18 protein-coding genes are annotated in these 24866 nt (G+C 46.3%); 5 read left to right on the top strand and 13 right to left on the bottom strand.

Annotated elements, in window-relative coordinates; genetic code table 11:
* Positions 1-14: 14 nt before the first annotated feature.
* The 8 genes from V7Q33_RS09500 to V7Q33_RS09465 all read right to left on the bottom strand — a co-directional run bounded on the left by V7Q33_RS09500 (position 15) and on the right by V7Q33_RS09465 (position 9279).
* Positions 15-839, bottom strand: coding sequence for a hypothetical protein (locus V7Q33_RS09500; protein ID WP_333819700.1), 825 nt, complete (start codon positions 837-839; stop codon positions 15-17).
* 1390 nt (positions 840-2229) lie between these two features.
* Positions 2230-3027: a PKD domain-containing protein gene (locus V7Q33_RS09495; RefSeq protein ID WP_333819699.1), complete on the bottom strand. Its 798-nt coding sequence runs from the start codon at positions 3025-3027 to the stop codon at positions 2230-2232.
* A 294-nt stretch (positions 3028-3321) separates the two neighbouring features.
* Positions 3322-5379, bottom strand: a complete 2058-nt coding sequence (locus V7Q33_RS09490; RefSeq protein ID WP_333819698.1) for a ComEA family DNA-binding protein — start codon at positions 5377-5379, stop codon at positions 3322-3324.
* Positions 5376-6194 (bottom strand): hypothetical protein, encoded by an 819-nt coding sequence (locus V7Q33_RS09485; protein WP_331983597.1) that lies wholly within the window; start codon positions 6192-6194, stop codon positions 5376-5378. The genes V7Q33_RS09490 and V7Q33_RS09485 overlap by 4 nt, the downstream gene beginning before the upstream one ends.
* A gap of 223 nt (positions 6195-6417) precedes the next feature.
* Positions 6418-6795 (bottom strand): hypothetical protein, encoded by a 378-nt coding sequence (locus V7Q33_RS09480; RefSeq protein WP_331983595.1) that lies wholly within the window; start codon positions 6793-6795, stop codon positions 6418-6420.
* The gene (locus V7Q33_RS09475; protein ID WP_333819697.1) at positions 6755-8017 is read right to left on the bottom strand and encodes a sterol desaturase family protein; all 1263 of its coding nucleotides are present in this window, start codon (positions 8015-8017) and stop codon (positions 6755-6757) included. The genes V7Q33_RS09480 and V7Q33_RS09475 overlap by 41 nt, the downstream gene beginning before the upstream one ends.
* A 93-nt stretch (positions 8018-8110) precedes the next feature.
* Entirely contained in the window at positions 8111-8542 is a 432-nt protein-coding gene (locus tag V7Q33_RS09470; protein ID WP_333819696.1) for a hypothetical protein, read from the bottom strand.
* A 314-nt stretch (positions 8543-8856) separates the two neighbouring features.
* Positions 8857-9279: a winged helix-turn-helix transcriptional regulator gene (locus V7Q33_RS09465; RefSeq protein ID WP_333819695.1), complete on the bottom strand. Its 423-nt coding sequence runs from the start codon at positions 9277-9279 to the stop codon at positions 8857-8859.
* Positions 9280-9413: 134 nt separating this feature from the next.
* On the opposite strand from V7Q33_RS09465, the gene V7Q33_RS09460 reads away from it, so the two are divergent.
* On the top strand, positions 9414-10424 hold the full coding sequence (locus tag V7Q33_RS09460; protein ID WP_333819694.1) for a zinc-dependent alcohol dehydrogenase family protein: 1011 nt from the start codon (positions 9414-9416) through the stop codon (positions 10422-10424).
* Between the two features lie 84 nt (positions 10425-10508).
* Here the strand turns inward: V7Q33_RS09460 and V7Q33_RS09455 are convergent, their stop codons facing one another.
* Complete coding sequence (locus tag V7Q33_RS09455; RefSeq protein ID WP_333819693.1) at positions 10509-12251, bottom strand: ABC transporter ATP-binding protein; 1743 nt, start codon at positions 12249-12251, stop codon at positions 10509-10511.
* Between the two features lie 92 nt (positions 12252-12343).
* Between V7Q33_RS09455 and V7Q33_RS09450 the strand changes: the two genes are divergently transcribed.
* Positions 12344-13207, top strand: coding sequence for a helix-turn-helix transcriptional regulator (locus V7Q33_RS09450; RefSeq protein WP_333819692.1), 864 nt, complete (start codon positions 12344-12346; stop codon positions 13205-13207).
* Between the two features lie 60 nt (positions 13208-13267).
* On the top strand, positions 13268-14143 hold the full coding sequence (locus V7Q33_RS09445) for a YncE family protein (RefSeq protein WP_333819691.1): 876 nt from the start codon (positions 13268-13270) through the stop codon (positions 14141-14143).
* 155 nt (positions 14144-14298) lie between these two features.
* On the opposite strand, the gene V7Q33_RS09440 is transcribed toward V7Q33_RS09445, so the two are convergent.
* Positions 14299-14505: a hypothetical protein gene (locus tag V7Q33_RS09440; RefSeq protein WP_333819690.1), complete on the bottom strand. Its 207-nt coding sequence runs from the start codon at positions 14503-14505 to the stop codon at positions 14299-14301.
* Positions 14506-14626: 121 nt separating this feature from the next.
* Here V7Q33_RS09440 and V7Q33_RS09435 point away from each other — a divergent pair, with 121 nt between their 5' ends.
* Positions 14627-15469 (top strand): mechanosensitive ion channel family protein, encoded by an 843-nt coding sequence (locus V7Q33_RS09435; protein WP_333819689.1) that lies wholly within the window; start codon positions 14627-14629, stop codon positions 15467-15469.
* A gap of 4 nt (positions 15470-15473) precedes the next feature.
* Here the strand turns inward: V7Q33_RS09435 and V7Q33_RS09430 are convergent, their stop codons facing one another.
* The 3 genes from V7Q33_RS09430 to V7Q33_RS09420 form a co-directional block, all read right to left on the bottom strand.
* Positions 15474-16748 (bottom strand): sensor histidine kinase, encoded by a 1275-nt coding sequence (locus V7Q33_RS09430; RefSeq protein WP_331977563.1) that lies wholly within the window; start codon positions 16746-16748, stop codon positions 15474-15476.
* Positions 16749-16773: 25 nt separating this feature from the next.
* Positions 16774-23202, bottom strand: coding sequence for a HAMP domain-containing protein (locus tag V7Q33_RS09425; RefSeq protein ID WP_331977564.1), 6429 nt, complete (start codon positions 23200-23202; stop codon positions 16774-16776).
* 199 nt (positions 23203-23401) lie between these two features.
* Positions 23402-23956, bottom strand: coding sequence for a type 1 glutamine amidotransferase domain-containing protein (locus V7Q33_RS09420; RefSeq protein WP_331977566.1), 555 nt, complete (start codon positions 23954-23956; stop codon positions 23402-23404).
* A 161-nt stretch (positions 23957-24117) separates the two neighbouring features.
* Between V7Q33_RS09420 and V7Q33_RS09415 the strand changes: the two genes are divergently transcribed.
* On the top strand, positions 24118-24792 hold the full coding sequence (locus V7Q33_RS09415) for a DUF6766 family protein (RefSeq protein ID WP_333819688.1): 675 nt from the start codon (positions 24118-24120) through the stop codon (positions 24790-24792).
* The last annotated feature ends 74 nt before the right edge of the window (positions 24793-24866 follow it).

Below are 24866 nucleotides of genomic sequence, written 5' to 3'. Positions count from 1 at the left end.
TTTGAAAGCTGCTGTCAATCAACAACTTTTACAAGTTCTATATATAGTGTTTGACCTGCATAGTTTCGGTATTCCATCTTGATAAAGCCATATTTTTCATTGAAATAAAAGTTATGTGTAGAAACCCCGAGAGGCATGCTCGCCTTCGATTCAATAACCCAACACTTCATTGCACCCTTCCCTGCAACTTTCATTTGAATTTCCTTGGCAACCACGTATTCACAGTACACGGTTGTATTGCCCCAATCGCCCCAACCGTTCCCGATCGTTAAGCTTGAACTCCAGCTATTTCCTACTTGCAGGGGAAAAGTAACATGAGGAAATGGCGCTATTTCTGTGAAATTGTATTGATTGGATCTAAATGGATGCATCCATACTTCCTGCGAATTCTCAATCGCACCTGTAATTTCTTCTTTTACAAAAGTAGATTGAAGCTTTAATTGTCTGTTAATATTAAAGCTGGACAGATCTATATTCTTTCTTTCATCATGCTCATATTGAATTACAATTTCATTCTGGTTTTCTGGCTGAAATTTCCATCTCCTTCCGGTTGCCATCAATGAAATATAATCCTTTGAGATAATGCGGCCCAATGAATCCTTATATGTAGCACAATATATATAACGTTGGCATGGGAGAAAGACGCCACATCGCTTAGCAGTCTTCTCAATTATAGTGTCCTTAATAAATTTACCCTCGTCATTAACTATTGAAACGCGTTTGTAATCAAAATCCGGACATGGATCAGTCGCGCATTTCACATCCATGAATCTATACTGCACCTTGCTGCAAGATACTATCAGAACAAAATATAGTAGTAGCGCACCATATACTTTCATTATTACTATTTGATATATAGTTAAATCATATATATACTTTCCTAAAGGAAACTAAAAAAGGAATACAATTCAAAGGGCATTTTCTCAATAAACTATTGAATTGAGCGCTGTTTCAGCTATTAATGGAATAAATACATTCAATTTGAGGAGTAATACAGGTAACAAGTACTACATTCTGTGGTATTGTAGACTAAAAACCAAGTGCAAACTTTTTTCAAAAAATCTGTAATTACCTATCAACCTGAATTCACTTTTAGGGATCTTTGTATTAAATGTTTAAACTTTTAACTATAGTCTGTTGAAAATGATTGCCAGGTGTCTATGTGTATAAGTATATATCGCGCATGATAATTCGGTGGCTATATCCTATTATAGCCACCTTGAAAGACTGGCGGCAAATACAAGCAAGTTCTTTCTATTTTACGTATGGAATCAATACGATGTCTTCAAACAGTATTACAATCGACACAGCACCGGTAGCAAATGACTACACAGCTATAAATCAGACCGAGTATGACGATGCGTTCTGGGAGAATACCAAGGTATTATCACAAACTCTATAGAAAAGGAAATAATTTAGCAATTCAGAAAATCGAAACTATTCAGAAAGATTTTTCAAAAGTAGCGTCATGAAAATTAACTATTATCTGGTAATTGCGATAATCCTGATAGCTCCTTATTATGCTTTAGGACAATTTATCAATCATAATATTCATCAAGACACAGCGTCTATAAATAGATACAATAAGATTATTATTCCGTACCAATACGACCATCTCCTGAGCGGATTATTTTATACCACGAAACCCAACTTCAATTATTCTAATCTATTTTTCAGTAGGGGCATAGCGAATGGAAACCCCGTATTTGCCAATGAGCAAGTATTTACGCCCAGTTATTACTTAATACATTCAACTGACGCTGTATTGGGCAAAAAAGATATTGAGCTCTCCATCAAACAGATCTCTTTCCATGTAATCAGGTATATGCTCCGCCCGAACAGGCCGCTATATTTAGATAACAGAACACTCGACAGGGGCAGGCCACAAGCGCCTTATTATATGCAGGAAAATTGTATAAACTATTCTCATAAATAGGTTCACCACGATCATTAATTTCGTTCGGGCATACTTCGTTCTCTTGATCTTTTAAACGTTATCATCCTCACCAGTTTCTTGCAAGCTTTACCTTTCGAAAGACCGTTGCCTAACTTTCCGTATAAACCGTTTATAAAGATAAAGGACACCTCAAATGAGGTGCCCTTCTGTTGATGGCATTAATGCTTATGATTAATGTTTGTTTTTATGGAGCCATTCTTTGGCGCGTGCAATGTGGTCAAATGAAGCAGTTATCATTTTTGCCTCATTTTGTATTTGATCCAGCCAATCCATTAATACTTCTGAACTTTAATATCAACTAATAAGCGATCTCCATTAATAGCAGTAGTCTTAATCGCTCCCTTCTTTCCTGACGCGGTTCTGAATAAAATGATAGAGGGATTGGAAGATTCAAAGCTTTCGTTATCGCTTGTGTTGAGTTGAACATTTTTGATAAAGCTATCGTCTTTCGCGTTGTCAAATATATTTGCAGTTACGCCAAGTTTCTTGCCTGGAGAATTAATGATAGTAGTCGTTTTCGCTCCTGGTATATTGTATTTTTCGCGTAAGTCATCCGGACTGGCGAAATAGTTTACGGATTCCCTGATATGACTATATGCCAAATCAATTTTAGGGCCTGATGTAGAATTCACTTCACTGGCTTTATAAATTAAACCCGTTTCAGTTGAAAAGAACCTCCCATACGTTGGGCTGTTGGCATCTTTGCCGAATGCGATATTGGTATAAGAAACAATAGCGTTATTGCCGGTAACATTTATTGTTTTGGTAATGGATTTTACATCGTGTCCATTTGTAACAGTTAAGGTTACGTCAAAAGCATCGGCTTTGTCTACTGTCAGGGGAGCAGGTGTTTTATCCGTGGACATAGAAACGTTCGCCCCTTCATCAAACACCCACGCGTATGATGACCCTCCTGTTGACGTATTGGTGATGGTAACGATCGCATTAGGAGAGGTGCCACTTACCGACAATGTGAAATCGGGTGTGAGTGTAGTGTGATCATCTTTTGAACAAGAGAAAAACATGCACATACACAACGGTGCCATAGACGCTATAAACTTTTTGATCATGAGATAAAGTAGGTTATTGTACAGTCGCAATGATAGGCTAAAAATGATTGCCGGGCAGGGCGCTTCATAGCAAAACCTTACATATAATTCACTACCGCACTTTAAGTATATATACTATGCTTTTTACGTGATACTTCAAGGTATGTAATTTTTTTATCAATTGGATATGATTACAAACCGCGAACTGTAATGAATGAATTAACAGTCAGGCTTATAGCACCACTAAATAGAAAGTCAACACAGCGCGGAGTAAAAAACTTGTTGCTATTCAATGCTTTAATGGCCAGCGGCATATCAGAATTTTACACGTGCCTGCAACTTCACGTCACTGCGAATGTTACCATCGATCTGGTCTACACCGGCGCCAATGGAGGTGCGATCGTTATAGCGGGTGTAAGCATACCGCAACCAGAAACTGATGTATTCATTCAGTTTGTATTCAAGCAGTATGTACTTGCGCATGCCCTCACCGTAATAAGCCGGGAGAGAAAAGGCAAGCCACACATCATTTTCGTATACATATTGGCGATTGTCGTAATCGTCAGTGTCGAAGAGGGCATATCGTGCCGTAATTTCCCAGCGGGCGATGCGAATGCTGATATCCTGAATCAGGGCTATACCCCGTGTAGTATGATTATCGATAGAGTAACTGCTGCCCTGCAACCTTGTTTTGAGTCGTAATGCTGATGTGATGCCGGCATCGCATTGAAGCCAGTAATTATACTTGCGGCCACGGGCTTGTGTGTATAGCGTTGACGTGTCGGCAGCATTGTTCCGGGATTTTACTTCTTCACGTAATTGGGCAAATAAAATTACTTTTCGGGACGGTTGATATTGCAGTCGTGTCAGCCACTCCTGTCCGGTGGAAGGAGCGTATATCCTGTACTTTAACCACGGAAATTGAAACAGATCCAGGTATCCGGCCACGGCGAACCTGCGACTGAAAGTATATTTCCATCCCCAGTAGGTGCCACTTTCATTTTGCGTGGTGCTGCCTTCGGCAAAAGCATTGGAATAAGAAGCATGATACGAGCGACTATAATTGCGGTGAAGCAATGCTATGTCGAGATGCCGCGTGAGGCTTCCCAATAATCCTGCGATATAAGCATGACCATGGCGATCGGAGGTTGCTGCTTCGCTGAAGAACGTTACGTTCTGCCAGGTGTAGTTAAGGTATATACCCGCCTGTTCGCTGGTGTTGCCTTGAAATGCAAACTGATTGTAGAGCGTGGCGGTCTTTAGCACCGGATGACTCAGCTCCATACGGTTATACAAGATGCCGGCATCCAATCTTTCATTTTTATAGTGGAGTATGGCACCGCTGCGTTGCTCTCCGGTTTGTCTGCGATGGGCCAGTTCGCCGGTATTGCGGTGAAGTCCGGTGGAAGGGAGTGATGTGATAATGGAAAGATCGTCTTCGCCATCGGCGATGGCGGCATCGCGACTGGTAGACGAATAGAAGAATGAAGTATAGATATGCCGGTATACCTCGATAGTGGCGGCAAGGCCATGCAGGTTGCCCGTCTCGGTAAAGGAAGTATAGGGCAAGTGCCCTATGTTGCTCCTGCGTGTGGTGGTGATGGTTTCGCCACCTTTGCCCATACCAAATATGCCACCGATCATAAGCCCCTGGCCAAACTGACTTTGAAAATCTCCCAGCACCAGGTTCTTCAATCGTCCTTTATTTTGCAGTTGCGCGTGAAAGGATATATAATCAAAGCCATATTGTTTGTTCACCGGGTTCCAGGTGAGCTGCTCACCCGCATCCTTTTTTGCGGAAAAGCCGAAGCTGAAATCTCCCGGGCGACTGCAGCGAAAGCGCATGCATAGTTTGTCCTGCGATCCTTTGAATCGGTCGTCAGCCGGTGTTTCGGCTTTATAGCCTTGTGAGGATTGCAGCGTGCGCTCATATCGCGTGATAAAGTAATTATCCGATTCATTGCGAATGCGTGAAAAAATAGAAGTATGCAACCGCGATGCCGGATCATATACTTTTACAAAAGGCATCAGCCGGTATATTACAGACAATTCAAGTCCTGGTATAGCCTGAAGCTCATATACAGAGAGAAATCCACCGGTAGTTTCGCGGTAATCGATCAAACTTCTGATCTGGTCCTCCGACAGGATCTTGCAAAAACGAAGTTCTTCGGCAGTGGCACTATTGAGGTCCAGCGGACGGGCCAGCAGCTGTGCCACGTTTTCATAAAGGTCTTCGTAGTTCAGGTCTGTATCCTGCACACCGTATAGATCATCGACAATGCGCTGCAGGTCGATGTCGGGTTGAGGATATTCCTGTGCTGCCATATACCGGCAGCACAGCATCGCAAACAGCGTGAGCAGGTATCGGTTCATACCCGCTTGCCCGTTAACCTGTACGATACCGTAGCCTGATGACTTGCGCCGACATTGGTGGTATGTGAGAACGCATAGTCCAGTATAAATTTACCGGGCTTGAAGCCAATGCCGAGGTAACCTGCACTTGGTTGCAAGGTAACACCGGTACGAAAAGCAATCTTTTTATACGGTGTATATTCAAATCCTGCCTTCCATGTGGGTATATATTCAAGGTCTTTCTGTATCTCGGCTGCGATCAGCACTTTATCGGTGGGCATAAAGGTTATACCGGCCACGAGGCGTGTTGGCAATTTTTCGCCATCTTCTGCCAGTGTGGGTTGATTCAGGTTAACGATGTAGGCGCCAACCGAAAATAGCGGTGTAAGATGGGCAATGCCACCGGCACTTACACTCCACACCGCCTTGCGACCATAACCCTGCACGTTGTACTGAATATAGCTTGCTTTAATACCAAGGGATGCAAGCCCGAAGGTGTTGCTATAGCCAGCGGTTATAATCTGTTCATTATAGAGATCATCGCCAAAGCGAAATATACCGGCACCGGCCACGCCATAGGAGAGGGGTGTCGCAATAACAGCAGCCATGCTGTTGAATGCAGAAAGACAAGGTCTTGCCTGATACGTAAAGGCAGCGGTGGTCTGATTCGTTCCAGCAAGCCCGCCAATATTATTGAAAATCGACCAGGTGTCTGTTAAACACGAAGAAGTAAATCCCAGCGATTGCGCCCGGGCACCCATCAGCGTGGAAGAGCTTTGCGCAGATATAGTATGGACTGAACATGCCAGGCATACCAGCAATAAATAATTTCTCACAACGATTTTTAAAATAATTAGCGCACGAAAGTAACGCACTCAGACAATAACCTCCAACGATTTTTAGGAAGATATTTCTTCGTGATAACAGCTTGCCGGTATATACCTATAAATGATATATATTTTTCCTGAAATGATACCTCAAAAAGGTATATCTATGATTTTCAGGAAATATAAGATATAAACCCAGGCTTTTAATTTTTTGCTTTTAGCTTAAAAGCTTTTACTCGATACTGATCTCCTTGGCCAGTCCCATGGCATTAAAGCGGATAGCCAGGCGTTGCGCATTTTGGGTAGGCGTAGTGCAATCGGGAGACGCCTGCAGGTAGTAATAATAGAATTTCTGGTTGCGCTTGTATAGCTCGTTTCGATCGGGTTTACCAAACACTTCTACAATCTCCATTTCACTGAGGCCGAGGAAATCTGACTTTTGCTGCTGCAGTACAGCCATCGATGAAGCACGTGTGCCAGAACATCCGTTCTTGTCGGCAAGCCACGCTTCGCGGTCAATATTTTTCAGCCCGGGTAACGATTTGCCACACGCGGAGCAGATTGCTATGCTAAATACCAGGAGCGCTTTGCGTCCGTTGAACTTTGTCATGCTTTTGAATTGAATAAAACCATGCTGCGGAAATAACCAGGTACACCGCTCCCACACCATACAGCCATACCGGCCCGTGCAGAAGATAGGTTGTTGCCATCAGGAGTGCCGGGTACAGGACGATTCGCAGCCATTCGGCCCATTTTACCCACGGTCTCCGTTCGAACAATACGCCGCAATTTACAACCACCATGGAGATGAGTATAGTAATAAAAAGATTTTCTGTAGTGGTAAACCGATCGGTGCCATCGGGGGTTTTCTGACGGAATAGAAATATGGCTGTGCCTGCGAGGCAAAGTATATATTGGAAGAGTACGTACAGGTTGAGCGACAGCCCGGCCGTTGTTTCATATTTGCGATAAGCAGCTTTGTCGATGGCAGGCGCTGGCCGGTAGCCTCCCAGATAGCCGGGCAGCCATCCCGGCTTTTTAAAGAGGTAGCGAACGCGGTCGCTCCAGTATGGTATACGCTTCAGATCGCTGCGCATTTCGGCATAGTGGCTGATGTTGGCATACGCGGCATTCCAGCTGTTCAGCGGTTTTGTAATGCCGTAAGTGGGTTTCTCTTCTTCTGCCTGAAAGGTGCCAAAGAGGCGGTCCCAGATGATGAGCGAACCCGCATGATTTTTATCGATATACTTCGGATCGCGCCCATGATGCACGCGGTGATGTGAGGGTGTGTTAAAGATATATTCGAACCATCCCATCTTGCCGATCGTCTCGGTATGTATCCAGAACTGGTATAGCGTATTGAAAGCCGATACCAGGGCGAAGTCAAGGGTATTGAACCCCAGGAAGGCAATGGGAAGGTTGAAGGCAAACGTCCAGACTACCTGCAACGAACTCTGCCGCAAGGCTACCGACAAGTTATATTCTTCGCTTTGATGATGCACTACATGCCCGCCCCAGAACAGGTTTATTTCATGACTCATGCGGTGTGCCCAGTAATAGGCGAAGTCTACCAGCAGGAACAAAGTAAGCCAGTAGAGCCAGTTTCGCTGCAACGTAAACCATGCAAAATGTTCAAAGAGGAATTGATAGGCACTGATGGCAAACACCTTCAGAAACAATCCGGAAAGTTGTTGGGTAATGCCGCAACTCAGGTTGGCGATGGTGTCGGGCAGGGTATACAGGTGCCGGTGTGTGAAGCGTTCGATCAGCAACTCAATGCCAATGAGTATAAAAAAGATCGGGATCGAAAGCACGATTGGATTTATATTCATAGGTCTGGTGGTAGCAGGGGAGGGCGTCCTCTTATAAAAACAAAAAGCGATAGTATTCATTACCATCGCTCTTATGATCTTTTTACTGCGTGATCAGTTGCCGTTAAAAAGATTTTTCTGAGTGTCTTCCACTTTGTTTTCAACAGCATCCTTTACTTCTACTGCTTTTTCTTCAATAGCACTGGCCACTGATGTTACTTTTTCAACTACGGCATCTTTGAGCTCGGCTGCTTTTTCAACAGCAGCCTTAGAGAGGTCGGTAGCTTTCTTGGCCACTGCTTTTGCCTTGCTGGCTACTTTGCTGGCAATAGATTTCTTGGCAGCTTTCTTGGGCGATGCAGCTTTCTTGGCCGGTGATTTTTTAGCCGTTTTCTTAACAGCCTTAACTGCTTTCTTGGCTGATTTCTTAGCCGACTTTGCTGCTTTTTTAGGAGCCTTCTTCGCAGCCTTCGCGGCCTTCTTGGCTACTTTTTTTGCCGCTTTCTTCGCGGCTTTCTTAGAAGTTTTCTTTGCTTTTTTTGCCATAGCGGTGAAATGTTTTTATTACATACCGAAAAGTTAATTAATATTCTTTTTAGTTGTAAACGAATGTATAGATTTTATTCAAAGATATTGTTCGGATCACCGCTATATGTAGTTGGATGGCGAACGATCATTGGTGACAGTAATTGCTATACCTCTTTCCTATAGCTATAAAAGTGGAAGAGGTGATCGGAAAATATAGCTAACATGGGCCCTGCCGGTGTTCTGTATAACCGTACGTTTGCCGAAAATACCGCTCACCTGTTGTATCTGATCGTGTATCGCGAACACCTGCAATGGGTATCAGCGAAAGATAATCAGATCGTATCCGCTGTAGCAGACGTAACCTGGTGATGGTTCTGGGCTGCCAAAGCAATGCAGGGTTCATGTTTTTGTACTTCCATGGTGGGGATATGCAGCCGCTTCATCTCTTGGGTAGCCCAGTCGCTGAGCAGTTTGATGAAGGGTAGCAGCTCGCGCCCGCTGTCGGTAAGTTCGTATTCTACGCGGGGAGGTAACTCGATATATTCATAGCGTTTGATCAATCCATCGTCTTCCAGCTCGCGCAGCGTTTGTGTAAGCATCTTGGGAGTAATGCCGGTAATGGATTTACGCAACTGTCCATAGCGCTGAATGCCGTAGCTCAGGTGCCAGAGAATACGGCCCTTGTGCTTGCCGCCGATGCGTTGAAAACCATAGTCAACCGAGCATTGAGGTGCTATTACTCTTTTCTTTTCCATACAGTAAAAATTTTTTCTTGCTGATGATCACCAATAGTATCCTTTTGGTTCGCAGGATACCAGAAAGTGCATACTTGAAACACGCTTACCCGTCACGTTAGTTTGCCTGAACAACACGTAAATACAAATTTTTTATGAAGACAATTCAATTGAACCGCTTCGGCATAGAGAACCTGCAGGTGGTGAGCACCGAGAAGCCTGCGCCTGGCGCACACGAGGTGCTGGTAAAAGTAGAAGCTGCATCTTTCAACTTTCTCGACCTGATGATGATTAATGGATACTATAATCCCGATCTCGCCTTTCCTTATACACCAGGTTCGGATGCTGCCGGTATTGTAGAAAGTATAGGATCGGCTGTGACACGCTGGAAGAAAGGTGATCGTGTTATAACACACTTCATTCAGACGTGGATCGCCGGAAGCAAAAGTATAGTCGATTTTCAGAATCGTACGGGGCTCGAAAAGCCGGGTGTACTGCGTGAGTATATCTGTATATCGGAAGATGCGTTGATTGCCACTCCTGCGAATCTTTCATCTGCGGAAGCATCTACCTTGCCTATTGCCGGACTCACTGCGTGGACCGGATTGATTGATTATGCAAACCTGAAACCCGGGCAGACAATCCTTACACAAGGCACTGGTGGTGTATCTGTTTTTGCCTTGCAAATTGCCAAAGCAATGGGTGCCCGTGTTATTGCTACATCAGGTTCTGCGGATAAACTCGAACGACTAAAAGCACTGGGGGCACACGAGGTAATTAACTATCGCGATACGCCTGACTGGCATGTTGAGGCGAAGCGACTCACCAACGGAAGAGGAGTAGATGCTATACTGGATGTAGGCGGCACCGAAACGCTCACCAAGTCGGTATATGCTGTAAAGGCCGATGGATTTGTGGGCCTGGTAGGAAACTTATCCGGTGCGGTGGTGCCGTTCAATATATATGATACAGTTCCCAACAATGCTACGTTGCGCGGCATCTCTGTGGGCAGTCGCGAAAGCTTTGAAGCCTTTGCACGCGCCATTGAGCTTACCACACTAAAGCCCGTTATCGATCGTGTATTTCCCTTCGATGCCGTGCAGGAGGCCTATCGCTATATGGAAAGCAAAACCTTCTTCGGCAAGATTATTATAGCATTCCCATGAACCTTAAACTTTAAACCTTGAACCTTGAACCTGGAACCTTGAACTTTTGAATGGTTAAAGTTCCAGGTTCAAAGTTAGGTTGCATTAGATGCGCGCCTGGTAAGTATATAGTTCGAAGTATCGTCCTTTTTTAGCGATCAGCTCATCGTGACTGCCGCGCTCGGCTATTTCACCACCTTCAATCACCAGTATCTGATCAGCCTGGCGGATGGTGCTCAGCCGGTGGGCAATCACAAATGTAGTGCGTCCTTTCATCAGGCTGCGCAGGCTGTCTTGTATGAACGACTCTGATTCTGTATCGAGGTTGGAAGTAGCTTCATCGAGTATCAGTATGCGCGGATCGGCGAGTATAGCACGGGCAATTGCGATGCGCTGACGCTGGCCACCGGAAAGTTTTACACCACGTTCGCCAATCACGGTATCGAGTCCCAGCTCGAAGCGATCGGTAAACTCATGCACGTGCGCGGCATGAACGGCACGATTCAGCTCTTCCGCGGAAGCGCCAGGACGCGGGAAGAGTATATTTTCGCGGATCGTTCCTTCGAAGAGAAAGTCGTCCTGCAACACCACACCCAGCTGACTGCGATAGCTGTTCAGCGATACCGTACTAAGGTCAATGCCATCCACCGTGATAAGGCCATTGTCGGGATTCAGGAAGGTAGCAGCAAGACCGGCAATCGTAGTTTTACCGGAGCCGGAGGTGCCCACGAGCGCTGTAACGCTTCCGCTGGGGGCCGTAAAGCTGATGTTCTTCAAGACCGGTTTACCTTCTTCGTATGCGAACGACACATTATTAAAGACGATGTCGCCCTGTATATGGCTTATCGTTTTTACACGCTTCGTGCTGTCTTCTTCCGGCTCCATGTTCATGATCTCTTCCGTGCGATCAAGTCCGGCAAAAGCTTCCGTTAACTGGCTGCCGATGTTGCTCATCTGCACAATAGGAGCGATCATAAAACCAAGGTATAGGGTGAACGCAAGAAAATCACCGGGGCTCATGCTGCCCTGTATATTCATATAGCCACCAATGCCCATAATGCCTACACTGGCCAGGCCCAGCAGAAAGGTAGCGGAGCTGGTAACAAGACTGGTGGTGGTAAGACTTTGTTTTACATTGAGAAAAAGCCGCTCTACACCGGCTTCGAAGGTTTTGATTTCCTGTGCTTCGGCATTGAAGCCTTTGATCACGCGCACACCGTTGAGTGTTTCGGTGAGACGACCGGTAACCTCTGCGTTGAGCTTGCCACGTTCCCGAAAAATAGGGCGAATTTTGTTGAACGCTTTGAGCGATATAAAACCAAACACGGCCACGGGCACCAGCACATAAAGCGTCATCAACGGGCTGATGCGGATGAGTAATACCAGGCAGATAACAGCACTCAGCAGGCCGCCTACCAGTTGCACCAGGCCTGTACCCACCAGGTTGCGTACACCTTCAACATCCGTCATGATACGCGATACCAGTGCACCGGATTTATTATTGTCGAAGAAACGTACCGGCAGTCTCAGAATTTGTTTCTGCACGCGCACACGCAATACAGAGATGAGATGCTGTGCTTCTACACTCAGCAGTTTGGTGAGCAGAAAGGAAGTTACAGCCTGGATGACGATGGCGGCAATCACACCTCCCAGGAGATTATAGAGCAATGGAATATTCTTTTTGGCGATCACTTCATCAACCAGGTACTTGCTGGCCCATGGCAGGGCAAGGCCCGCTACACGACTGATGACGATGAGCAGAAGACCAACCGCTAATAGTTTTCGGCGTGGCCATACAATGGTTTTGAAAACATGGCCAATGGTTATTTTCGATTTGGTAGCAGACATTCGTTCTCTGGTTTGGAGTTTCTTACGGAACAAGACGGTTGAAGGAACTGTTTTATTTCCTGCGTCAATAAAAATAGCTGTAATTTTCGGATATGATCATTCGCTTCTCGTCAGAAACTATACCCACCGTTGTACTGAAAGCAGGAGAGATAGCCTTTGCCCGCTATAAACATGAAACCACTGCCCATACCAAAACGGTGTTGCTGCAGGAGAACTCGCTGATCTTTGTGCTGGACGGACATAAGAAATTATACTTCAACGATTTTTCTGCACTTGTAGAACCGGGGCAACTGTTGTTTCTGAAACGCGGCTTGTATGTGATGTCTGAATTTCTCGAAGACGTTAACTACGAAGCACTGATCATCTTCTTTTCGGATGCTTTCTTAAAAGAATTTTCATTGAAGCATATGTCCGTACCACAGGGAGCGGGCATGCAGTATCAGCCGATGACGCATCTGGTTATTCCCACCAATACATTGCTGGAAAGCTTTCGCGATCAGTATCTCGGTTATTTCGATCAGTCACTCACACGTCTGCATGATATACTGCAATTAAAGCTCACGGAATTATTTCTCCTGCTGATTTCCGGAGGAAATAGTGAACAGGTGATGCGTTGGATTCAGGGCATTGCCCACCGGCAGCCGGTTAGCCTGGAATATATAGTGCGGAAGCATTTGTTTCAGCCGCTGACACTAGACGAGCTCGCGGAACTGTCGGGCAGAAGCCTGGCATCTTTCAAGCGCGACTTCCAGAATCTTTATAGTATATCTCCACGGAAATGGATCAACACCCAACGGCTGGCCCATGCTAAAATGCTCCTGCACAACACTTCCGGAAATGTGTCGGAAGTAGCAGCCGAATGTGGTTTTGATAATGTGCCCTACTTCATCCGTGTTTTTAAACATGAATTTGGTGTTACGCCTGCCGACTGGCGAGCCAAAAGTGCAATAGGTTGAGCTTTGTGTATTACCTGCCCGGTTGGTGCCTGTGCTAGCTTTGTATAAAATCAAATATATATGAAAAACTATTGTATCGTGCTGCTGTTGCTGCTGTGTAGAGCAGCGTATGCCCAGCCCGTTGTAATCACATCGCCGCTCGATCATCCGGAAAGCATCGCTTCGGATGGAAAATTTTTGTATGCTACCCTGATCGGCAAAGCCCTTGCCCCGACAGCCAAAGATGGCGATGGTGGTCTTTGCAAACTTGATCTGTCAGGGAAGGTGATCGATGCACATTTCAACAAAGAACCGTTGAATGCACCCAAAGGCACCGCCCTGCTGGGAAACAAGCTATATATAGCTGACATTGACCGGTTGGTGGTGATCGATCTTTCTTCCGGGAATAAAGTGGATGAAATCGATATGGCTGCTACCGGATCAGTATTTCTCAATGATATAGCGGTGATGGGTGACTCTGTTTTATTTGTGAGTGCTACCGATATAGGGCAGATATTCAAAGTGTCGCTGGCAAAACCGAACAAAGTAGCGCCGCTGTCCTTGCCGAAGATTCTTGGTCCGAACGGATTGGTATTCGATTCAGCGAATAATACACTGTATGTAGCCGGCCTGGACCGCAGTGAACACCCGGCAGGAGAGTTGGGAATGATTACCTTCAAAGGTAACGCGTGCCACTACGAAACACTTACCGATGCGAAAGGTGTGTTTGATGGTATACAGATGATCGATGCGCATACACTCATTGTATCCGATTGGGTAAATATAAAACTGCTGCAATCGCGGCTGTTGAAAGTTAACCTCCGCGACAAGAGCTATACCGAACTATACAAAGGCACCGATGCCGCCGATATATACTACGATAAAAAGAAAAACCGCATCATCCAGCCGGGTCTTAGGGATGGGGTAATATTGGAATACTCGTTGAACCGTTATTAGTTTACCCGTTAATCGTTATCAGGAAGAGTATATTAACAGTTACCCCTAAACGATCTGTGCTATTCTGTGAATTCTGTGGGAACAAATGCATTTATTTCCCACAGAATTCACAGAATTACACAGATAACCTGTAACGATTAACGTGTAACTGATAACTAGTTTTCCTCACTCTTGCTCAACGGCTTTTTACTTTTTTCCTGATCTTCTTCCGAGAGTGCTCCGGGAGTATAGATGTCTTCTACAGGAGTTTCGTCAGTAAGATTTTCCTCAGTTCTTGCAATCTGCTCATCAATGGCCGGAGAGGTGTTGAGCGTATTATCAGGACTGAATTGTTTGGTTGTTGTTCTTCGTGTTGTTCTCATGGCTTCTATAGTTTATCTTCACAAGGGCAAAAAACTATGCCTTCAGGAGTGCTGGCATGAATTTATATACCATGATTGGTTACGCTGCTGTATCGATTATTCATCAAAAAAAGTAATTGTTATGAACAACTGGTTCAAGCTCATCGAAGATAAACTGGTCAGGTGGTGGACGTACGCCATTCGCATGTTACCCAATTTTGTGCTGGCCATTGTTGTGCTGGCAGTTACTATATTTATAGCACGCATCATACAGCGCCTGGCACAAAAGTTTGTGATGAGCTTTTCGAAGAGTGAATCGCTGAGTGGATTGGTGGCCGGTGTGCTGTATTCTTTAGTGATTATACTGGGCACGATGATGGCACTGGAGATCATGCAGCTGGAGAAAACGGTTACTTCCTTGCTGGCCGGTGTTGGTATTATAGGCCTGGCGCTCGGTTTCGCATTTCAGGACCTCACGGCCAATTTTATATCCGGTGCATTTATAGCTGTAAAACGTCCCTTTGATATTGGGCACATTGTAGAAACGAATGGCTTTGTAGGAACAATTGAGGAAATTCGATTGCGCTCCACCACACTGCGCACATTCGCTGGACTGAATGTGATCATTCCCAATAAAGATATATTTCAGAAGCCGATCATTAACTATTCGCTTTCCAAAGAAAGACGTGTGGAACTGGAGTTCATGATCGGCAATAATGTTGATCTGCACTATATAGCACAACAGATTGAAGAAGCGTTGAAAGGCACGGGCTCTGAAGAACTGATTCGCGATGTTAATGTGTTCTACGAGGCAATAGAAGATCCCAAGATCAAACTCTATATATCTTTCTGGACGAGCAACAGCGAACCCAACGAATTTATGAAAGCGCGTCACCTTGCGATTCTTGCTATATATAAAGTGTTTACCACGAACAAGATTTATACAATACAGTTTGGTGAGCCGCAAGAAGTCAACGGGCGTTGAAGTGTTACCGTTTTGAGACCGTTTCTGTAGGCACTGTGCCGTTCATGGCCGTGACTTTACTTTCCATGGGAAGCGATACAATAAACGTTGAACCTTCTCCTTCTTTGCTCAGCACGGTAATATGCCCTTTGTGGTGCTCGGCTATCTTCCTGCAAAGTGCCAGCCCTATACCGGTTCCTTCGTGGCGCTGGTCGGTGTGGAGGCGCTTGAACATACCGAAAACTTCTTCTGCATACTTTTGATCGAAGCCAAGCCCGTTGTCTTTTACCAGGATGCGGCAATAGGTATGCAGATCGCCCTGTCGGCTGTAATGCCGGTCGGCACTGATGGTAATTTCGGGCGCTACATCTTTTTTGCTATACTTCAGGGCGTTGCTGATCAGGTTGTGGAACATCAACCGGATCAATCCCGGGTTTGCGTTTAGCACCGGCAATTCGTCAAACGTGATTTGTGCATTCTTTAGCCTGATCTCGTCTTCCAGCTCCAGTAGTATATCTTTGATTGTTATGTTTACATCTGTGCTGATAAACGCATGCGTATCGTCTGATATTTTCGAGAAGGTAAGGATATCGCGAATGAGTGCCTGCATGTGCTCGGCCGACTTCTGAATGCGATCGAAGTCGGCCTTGCCACCTTCGTCTACTGTATCTTTATACTTCATATAGAGCTTGTTCGCGAAGAGCCTGATCTTGCGCAGCGGCTCCTGCAGGTCGTGCGATGCCATGAAAGCAAAGCGGTCCAGCTCTTTGTTAACCGACTGCAACCGCTCGATGTTCACGAGCAGCTCCTGGTTCAGTTGTTTTACTTTTTCTTCGGAAGCAATGCGCTCTTTCACTTCGTTCTCCAGACTGCGGTTAATGGCGATCAGCTTTTGTTCCTGTACTTTCAGCGTGTGCGTCTTCTGGTATAGATCAACCAGCACCGCCACCTTCGCGCGCAGCACATCCGGATTAATGGGCTTGAATATATAGTCTACCGCACCCGCCTGGTAGCCCTTGTACATATTTTCGTCACCAAAATTATTCGCGGTAATGAAAATGATCGGAATGTGTTTGAGCTTTTCACGCTCGTAGATGAGCGATGCCGTTTCAAAGCCGTTAAGGTTTGGCATCTTTACATCCATGAGAATCATGGCAAAGTCAAACTCCGTGAGCAGTATTTTCAGTGCTTCTCTTCCCGAACGGGCTTTTATAAAATGGTAACCATTCGGTTCGAGGATCGTCTCAATGGAGAGTAAATTATCCTCGCGGTCGTCTACTAATAAGATCTTCGGTTGCATGCAGAAAGTTTTTCACGTTACAGGATCATTTGCAGAACCACAGGCGCATCAATGAAAGTAACTGATCGATCTTTACAGGTTTCGTAATATAGTCAGAAGCACCCGCTTCTATACATTTCTGTCGGTCGCCTTTCATCGCCTTTGCCGTAACGGCAATGATTGGTAAGGAACTGTTCTTGTGTTCGCGTCTGATCTTTTGTGTAGTTTCATAACCGTCCATCTCCGGCATCATAATATCCATGAGCACCATTTCGATCCGTGGATTTTCATTCAATATCTGGATGGCATCTCTGCCACTTTCAGCTGTAATCACATTAATATTATAGCGCTCAAACACAGTAGTGAGTGCAAACAGGTTGCGCACATCGTCATCCACCACCAGTATATTCTTGCCGCTGAGTATATCTTCTTTATTGCGGATGTTCTCTACAATGCGTCTCTTCTCGCGCGAAAGATCTTTGTGGTTGATGTGGAGGTGTGCGATCGTTTCTTCCAGCAACTGCTCAATGGAATTGGCGCTCTTCGGTATAATCATGTTGGAATTGAGATTCAGCTGATTCATCTCCACCTTGTTGAAATCGCGTGCTGAATATACAATTACCGGGGTGAGTTTCTTCTTCAACTGACTCACGGTGTGTACCAGTTCCGGCCCGGATATATCAGGCAATGTATAGTCGAGAATGATGCAATCCGGCTCCTCTTTCTTGATCAGGTCAATCGCTTCTGCACCGGTAGTGGCGATGGTTACCAGCAGGTTGTTATCCTGGATGATCTTGGCAATCTGTGATGAATCGATCTCGTTATCTTCCACTACCAGTATACGCTTGGGTTCATGCTGGTTATAGGATGCGATGTCGGTAATCAGCTCATCAAGTGCTGTGTTGTCGAGCGGCTTGAGCAGGAAGCTGCGGGCTCCGCGTTTCAATGCCAGCGTTTTATTCTCTTCACCCGATATAACGTGAATCGGTATATGGCGGTAGTTGAGATCGCCGCGCAGCAGGTCGAGTACTTTCCAGCCACTGGTGTCGGGAAGTTTTACATCGAGTGTGATGGCCACAGGGGAATAGCGATTGATGAAATCGAATACTTCCAGTGCACTGGTGGCGACCACGGCTTTCAAACCGGCCTCATGTGCTTTGTCGATCACAATTTTACCAAAGCGATAATCGTCTTCCACAATGAGTATAACTTTATCGGATGGTTGAATGTGGTTCCGGTCATCGCCGGTTTCGTTGATCATTTCGTTCACAATCTCGAGGCCGCGCGTGTCCACACCATCTTTGGTAACACGCAACGTACTGAGCAGGGTATCGATGTTGCCGTTGTTATCGGTTAACTGCAACTGCTCAATCGCTTTTATACTCTTCGAAGTTTCGCGTGGCGCTATATTGGCCAGCGAGTCGGCCGGCAGGAACAGGGTAAATGTACTTCCTCTTCCGGGAGCACTGTCGAGCTCGATGGTACCGCCCAGCAGTTCGGCAAGACCCCGGCTGATGGACAAGCCCAGCCCGGTGCCACCATACTTCCGGCTGGTAGAACCTTCTGCCTGCTGGAATGCTTCGAAGATAATCATTTGTTTCTCCTGCGGTATACCTATACCGGTATCGCTGATGGAGAAGGCGATCACGCGTTTTGCATGGTCGAGGTTCTGGTTCCCCGGTTTCCAGTTGCGCGGTGCATCGTATATTTTCAAACTTACTTCTCCCTTCTCGGTAAATTTAAATGCGTTCGAGAGCAGGTTCTTGAGAATCTGGTTGAGTCGCTGTATATCTGTTTCCAGTGATGACGGGAGGGAAGGCTCCATCTCGATTCTGAACTTGAGGTTGCGCGCTTCAGATATAGGCTTGAATGTAGTTTCCACAAAGGATGCAATCTCTGCCAGCGGAACCGGAGATATATTTGTTGATATAAATCCGGATTCGATCTTCGAGAGGTCAAGAATATCGTTGATGAGTTGGATCAGGTCATCACCGCACGAGTGAATCGTCTTGGCGTAACGAATCTGCTTTTCATTCAGATTGCCTTCTGCATTTTCGTAAAGCTGTTGCGCGAGAATAAGCAAACTGTTGAGCGGTGTGCGCAACTCGTGCGACATGTTGGCGAGGAACTCGGATTTATACTTGGATGTAAGTGTAAGCTGTTCTGCTTTTTCTTCGAGTGAACGGCGCGCTTCTTCCACTTCTTTGTTCTTGGCTTCCACTTCTTCTTTCTGCTTTACCAGCAGCAGCGCTTTATCCTGAAGCTCATCGTTTGTTCTGCGCAACTCGCCTTGCTGTACTTTCAACTCACTGGCCAGTGATTGCGATTGCGTAAGGAGCTCTTCTGTACGTGTATTTGCTTCGATCGTGTTCAGCACGATACCAATACTTTCTGTTACCTGGCTGAGGAAGTCGAGGTGAGTTTCGTTGAATACTTCGAGTGATGCCAGTTCGATTACCGCCTTCACATCATTCTCGAACAACACGGGCAGAATAATGAGGTTGGAAGGTTTCGCTTTGCCAAGACCGGAGTTGATCTTGATATACCCTTGCGGCACGTTGGTAAGCAGGATCCTTTCTTTCTCGAATGCGCACTGCCCTACAAGACCTTCGCCGATGGCAAATTCCTTCGGTATATTTTTCTCTTCTTTATAGGCGTATGCAGCGAAGAGTTGCAGTTTAACGTTGGCAGTTTCTTCGTCCTGTTTCAAAATATAGAATGCACCGAAATGTGCATTTACCACTTGCGCAAGCTCGGAAAGAATGCGCTTCGATACAGTGTCGAGATCGCGTTGCCCCTGCAACATCTGGGTAAATTTCGCAAGGTTCGATTTCAGCCAGTCCTGATCCTGGTTACGCAAAGTAGTTTCGCGCAGGTTCGTGATCATCTGGTTGATGGTATCTTTCAACGCCTCGAGTTCTCCTTTTGCATCCACGCGAATGGTTCGCGTTAAATCTCCTTTTGTTACCGCCGATGCCACTTCCGATATAGAGCGCACCTGTGTAGTTAAATTCGCAGCAAGCTGGTTCACGTTCTCCGTCAAATCTTTCCATGTACCGGATGCTCCAGGTACACTGGCCTGACCACCGAGCCGTCCTTCCACACCTACTTCGCGTGCCACCGTTGTTACCTGGTCGGCAAACACGGCAAGTGTATCGATCATCTCGTTGATTGTGTCGGTTAACTGCGCTAACTCTCCCAACGCGTTGATGGATAGCTTTTGTTTCAAATTTCCTTTTGCCACCGAAGTTACCACCTTCGCTATACCACGCACCTGGCCGGTAAGGTTCGAGGCCATCTGGTTTACCGAGTCTGTCAAGTCTTTCCACGTACCGGCTACACCGCGCACCTCGGCTTGTCCACCGAGTTTACCTTCTGTACCTACTTCACGTGCCACGCGCGTCACTTCAAATGCGAAGGAGTTGAGCTGTTCCACCATCGTGTTCACGGTGTTCTTTAACTCGAGCATTTCTCCACGCACGTCTACGGTAATTTTTTTCGAGAGGTCACCGTTCGCCACCGCGGTTGTTACCCCCGCTATATTTCGCACCTGGTCGGTAAGGTTACCCGCCATCTGGTTTACGGAGTCCGTCAAATCTTTCCATGTACCGGCCACACCTGGCACGAAGGCTTGTCCACCGAGTTTACCTTCAGTACCCACTTCGCGCGCCACACGCGTTACTTCCGATGCGAACCCGCGAAGCTGATCCACCATGGTGTTCAGTGTTTCTTTCAACTGTAAAATTTCTCCGCGCACGTCTACGGTAATTTTCTTCGACAAGTCACCGTTCGCCACCGCTACCGCTACGTTCGCTATATTTCGAATCTGTGCCGTAAGGTTACCGGCCATCTGGTTTACCGAGTCTGTCAAACCTTTCCATACGCCACCAACACCTTTTACTGTAGCTTGTCCACCGAGTTTACCTTCTGAACCTACTTCACTGGCCACACGCGTTACTTCCGATGCAAAGGAGTTGAGCTGATCCACCATGGTGTTGATCGTATTCTTCAACTCCAGCATTTCACCCTTCACGTCCACGGTAATTTTCTTCGAGAGGTCACCCTTCGCCACGGCTGTTGTTACCTCTGCTATATTTCGCACCTGGTTCGTCAGGTTATCGGCCATCTTATTTACGGAGTCCGTCAAATCTTTCCATGTACCACCAACACCGGGTACATCGGCCTGTCCACCCAGCTGACCTTCAGAACCTACTTCGCGCGCCACACGCGTTACTTCTGATCCGAAGGAGTTGAGCTGATCCACCATGGTATTGATCGTGTTCTTCAACTCGAGCATTTCTCCACGCACGTCCACCGCAATCTTCTTCGACAAGTCGCCCTTCGCCACGGCTGTTGTTACCTCCGCTATATTTCGCACCTGGTTCGTCAGGTTGGAAGCCATCTGGTTTACGGAGTCCGTCAAGTCTTTCCATGTACCGCCTACACCGGGCACGTTTGCCTGACCACCGAGCTGACCATCGGAACCCACTTCACGTGCCACGCGTGTTACTTCCGATGAGAAGGAGTTCAGCTGATCCACCATCGTGTTTATAGTGTTCTTCAACTCCAGCAATTCACCTTTCGCATCCACGGTAATTTTCTTCGAGAGGTCGCCTTTTGCCACGGCCGTTGTTACTTCTGCTATATTTCGCACCTGACCGGTAAGGTTGGATGCCATCTGGTTTACCGAGTCTGTCAAATCTTTCCAGACACCACCAACACCTTTTACCGTGGCTTGTCCTCCGAGCTTACCTTCGGTACCTACTTCGAGGGCCACACGCGTTACCTCTGATCCGAAGGAGTTGAGCTGATCCACCATGGTATTTATCGTATTCTTCAACTCCAGCATTTCTCCGCGCACGTCCACGGTAATTTTCTTCGACAAGTCACCGTTCGCCACCGCTGTAGTTACGCCCGCTATATTTCGCACCTGACCAGTAAGGTTGGAAGCCATCTGGTTTACCGAGTCGGTGAGATCTTTCCAGATACCACCCACACCTTTCACTGTGGCCTGTCCACCGAGCTTACCTTCCGTACCTACTTCGAGGGCCACGCGCGTTACTTCTGATCCGAAGGAGTTAAGCTGATCCACCATGGTATTTATAGTGTTCTTCAACTCGAGCATTTCTCCGCGCACGTCCACGGTAATTTTCTTCGATAAGTCACCGTTCGCTACCGCGGTGGTTACCCCCGCTATATTTCGTACCTGGTTTGTTAAGTTACCGGCCATCTGGTTTACGGAGTCTGTCAAGTCTTTCCATGTACCACCTACACCCGGTACATCGGCCTGGCCACCGAGCTGTCCTTCCGAACCTACCTCGCGCGCCACGCGTGTTACTTCCGATGAGAATGAGTTGAGCTGATCCACCATGGTATTTATAGTGTTCTTCAACTCCAGCAATTCTCCCTTCGCATCTACCGTAATCTTCTTCGACAAATCTCCTTTTGCCACCGCGGTTGTTACCCCCGCTATATTTCGTACCTGCGCGGTAAGGTTACCGGCCATCTGGTTTACCGAGTCTGTAAGGTCTTTCCATACACCCCCCACACCGCGCACTGTGGCCTGGCCACCGAGTCGTCCTTCGGTACCTACTTCAAGTGCCACACGCGTTACTTCAGAGGAGAATGAGTTGAGCTGGTCCACCAGTGTGTTGATTGTATTTTTCAGCTCGAGCATTTCTCCTTTCACATCCACCGTAATTTTTTTGGAGAGATTACCCCGTGCAATGGCCGTGGTTACTTCGGCAATGTTACGCACCTGGTTGGTGAGATTACCGGCCATCTGGTTCACCGAATCGGTGAGATCTTTCCACACTCCGTCTACACCTTTTACTTTCGCCTGACCACCAAGTTTACCTTCCGAGCCTACTTCACGGGCCACACGCGTTACCTCCATCGAGAAGAGGTTGAGCTGCTTCACCATGTCGTTTACTTCTTTGGCGATGCGTGCAAATTCACCCTGCAATACATGGCCGCCGATTTCCTGCTGCATTTCCTGCGAGAGATTTCCCTTCGCTACAGAACTGATTACATGCGCAATCTCGATAGTAGGATGCACCAGGTCGGAGATGAGCCCGTTTAGGGAATTTACCCCTGTGCTCCACGAGCCTTTTGCATTGGGCACTTCGATGCGCTCCGTAAGTTTACCCTGCTTGCCGATGGTATTACCGGCACGCATAAACTCCTGCATCATCTTTTCATTGAGGGAAATTATATCATTGAGTGTATCGCATATCTTGCCACTTACACCGACCTGATCGAAAGGCATGCGCACGGTAAAATTTCCATTGCGCACTTCAGTGAGCACGCGAAGCAATTCGCGATTGTCAAGAATGCCGAGCTGCTGGTAGTATTCCTGATCTATAGGATGCTGATGTTGCGCCTGCACTTTTTTCCGTGTGGCCTTCGGCCGGGAAAGCACTTCCACGCTATCTCCGTTCTTCGAAGAAGTTACAGCTTTGGTTTTTTTGCCCATGAGGTAGATAGTTTATGTAAAAACAAGTTACTAGAGAATTGATGACAATACATGTATATGAGATTAAAAAGTAAAATAATCCATATATGGTTTGCCTCTTGCGGAATTAGTTCCACAACGCAAGTCGAAACATTTATAAATAAAAAAGTATGCCAGGTAGTCCGGGCATACTATATATGGAGAGGGGATTGGTACGTTGTTATTCCTGGTGAACACCTTCGGCGATCTCTTCAATCATTTTTTTACAAAAAGCCGGCAGGTCTTTCGGACTCCGGCTCGTAACCAGTCCGTTGTCTACTACCACCTCGCGGTCTACCCAGTTTGCTCCGGCATTGATCAGGTCGGTTCGTATAGAAGGATAGGAGGTAACTTCACGTCCTTCCATCAAACCGGTTTCGATCAGCGTCCACGGACCGTGGCATATCGCTGCAACAGGTTTATGTGCCTGTAAAAACTCCGTTACAAAATTTACGGCATCTTCATCTATCCGCAGCTGGTCTGGATTTATAACACCACCGGGCAGCACCAGCGCATCGTAATCGTCTGCGCTTACATCATCTACTATTTTGTCAACCGTATACTCCTTGCCCCAGTTCTTTTCTGCCCACGCTTTGATCTTACCTGCTTCCAGCGAAACAACATCAACGGTAGCGCCGGCTTCCTTCAATGCTTTAATGGGTTCGGTAAATTCAGATTCTTCAAAACCATGTGTAGCCAGTACTGCCACTTTCTTGTCTGCAAGTTTTTGTTCCATGTTTCTTCGGTTTTATATAATTGATAATTACCTGACGGATTTCTTCCTGTGCTGCTGAGATTATTCGCTAAATCGAAAAAAGCATGCCCCGCGTGAAGTATAGGTTATTAACCAAGGTACGGCATAGTCTTTATGGCTTAAAACAAAATAACGATGCAATCATGGGTGAGGATAAAAAGCAGCAGTATTCGTTCTGGTATAGAAATAGTTTATCATTGGTGTTAGTGCTATGTTTTATACTTGCATTTTCCGGCCAGACGTATACCGGCTGGATTGAGCACAACAGCGATCTTGAAAAATTAAACGCACCGCCGATATCGCTACACGAGTATTTATCGACAGGACATTTTGTGGAAGTAACTTTTGAAAACTGGGAGAGTGAATTTCTGCAGATGTTCATGTATGTAATGCTCACTATATTCTTACGGCAGCAGGGATCAAGTGAATCAAAATCATTGGAAGAACCGGAAGAAGTAGATCGCGAGCCGTTGCCTCACCAGGATGCACCGTGGCCAGTAAAAAAAGGCGGATGGTGGTTGCGATTATACAAGAGCTCATTGACCATTGCCTTTATTATACTCTTTATAGTCAGTTTCTGGTTGCATGCTTATGGAAGCCTGCGCGACTACAATGAAGAACAACGCCTTCGAAATGAACCGGAGAAAACAATGCGTGAATATATACTTACATCCCGTCTTTGGTTTGAATCATTTCAAAACTGGCAAAGCGAATTTGTAGCCGTTACTGCTATTGTTGTGCTTTCCATTTACCTGCGCCAGAAAGGCTCGCCCGAATCAAAACCCGTAGATGCCCCAATACTTGAAACGGGAAACTGAATGCTTTGCCGTTATCGGTTACATATTACACATGCAGAGATTTGAATAACGATGAATTAATAATGAATAAAGAA

This window comes from Ohtaekwangia sp., assembly GCF_036786105.1.
In the GTDB taxonomy this organism is placed as follows: domain Bacteria; phylum Bacteroidota; class Bacteroidia; order Cytophagales; family Cyclobacteriaceae; genus Ohtaekwangia.
Note: the sequence above shows the minus strand (reverse complement) of the source record. Positions and strands in the feature narration are given on the sequence as shown.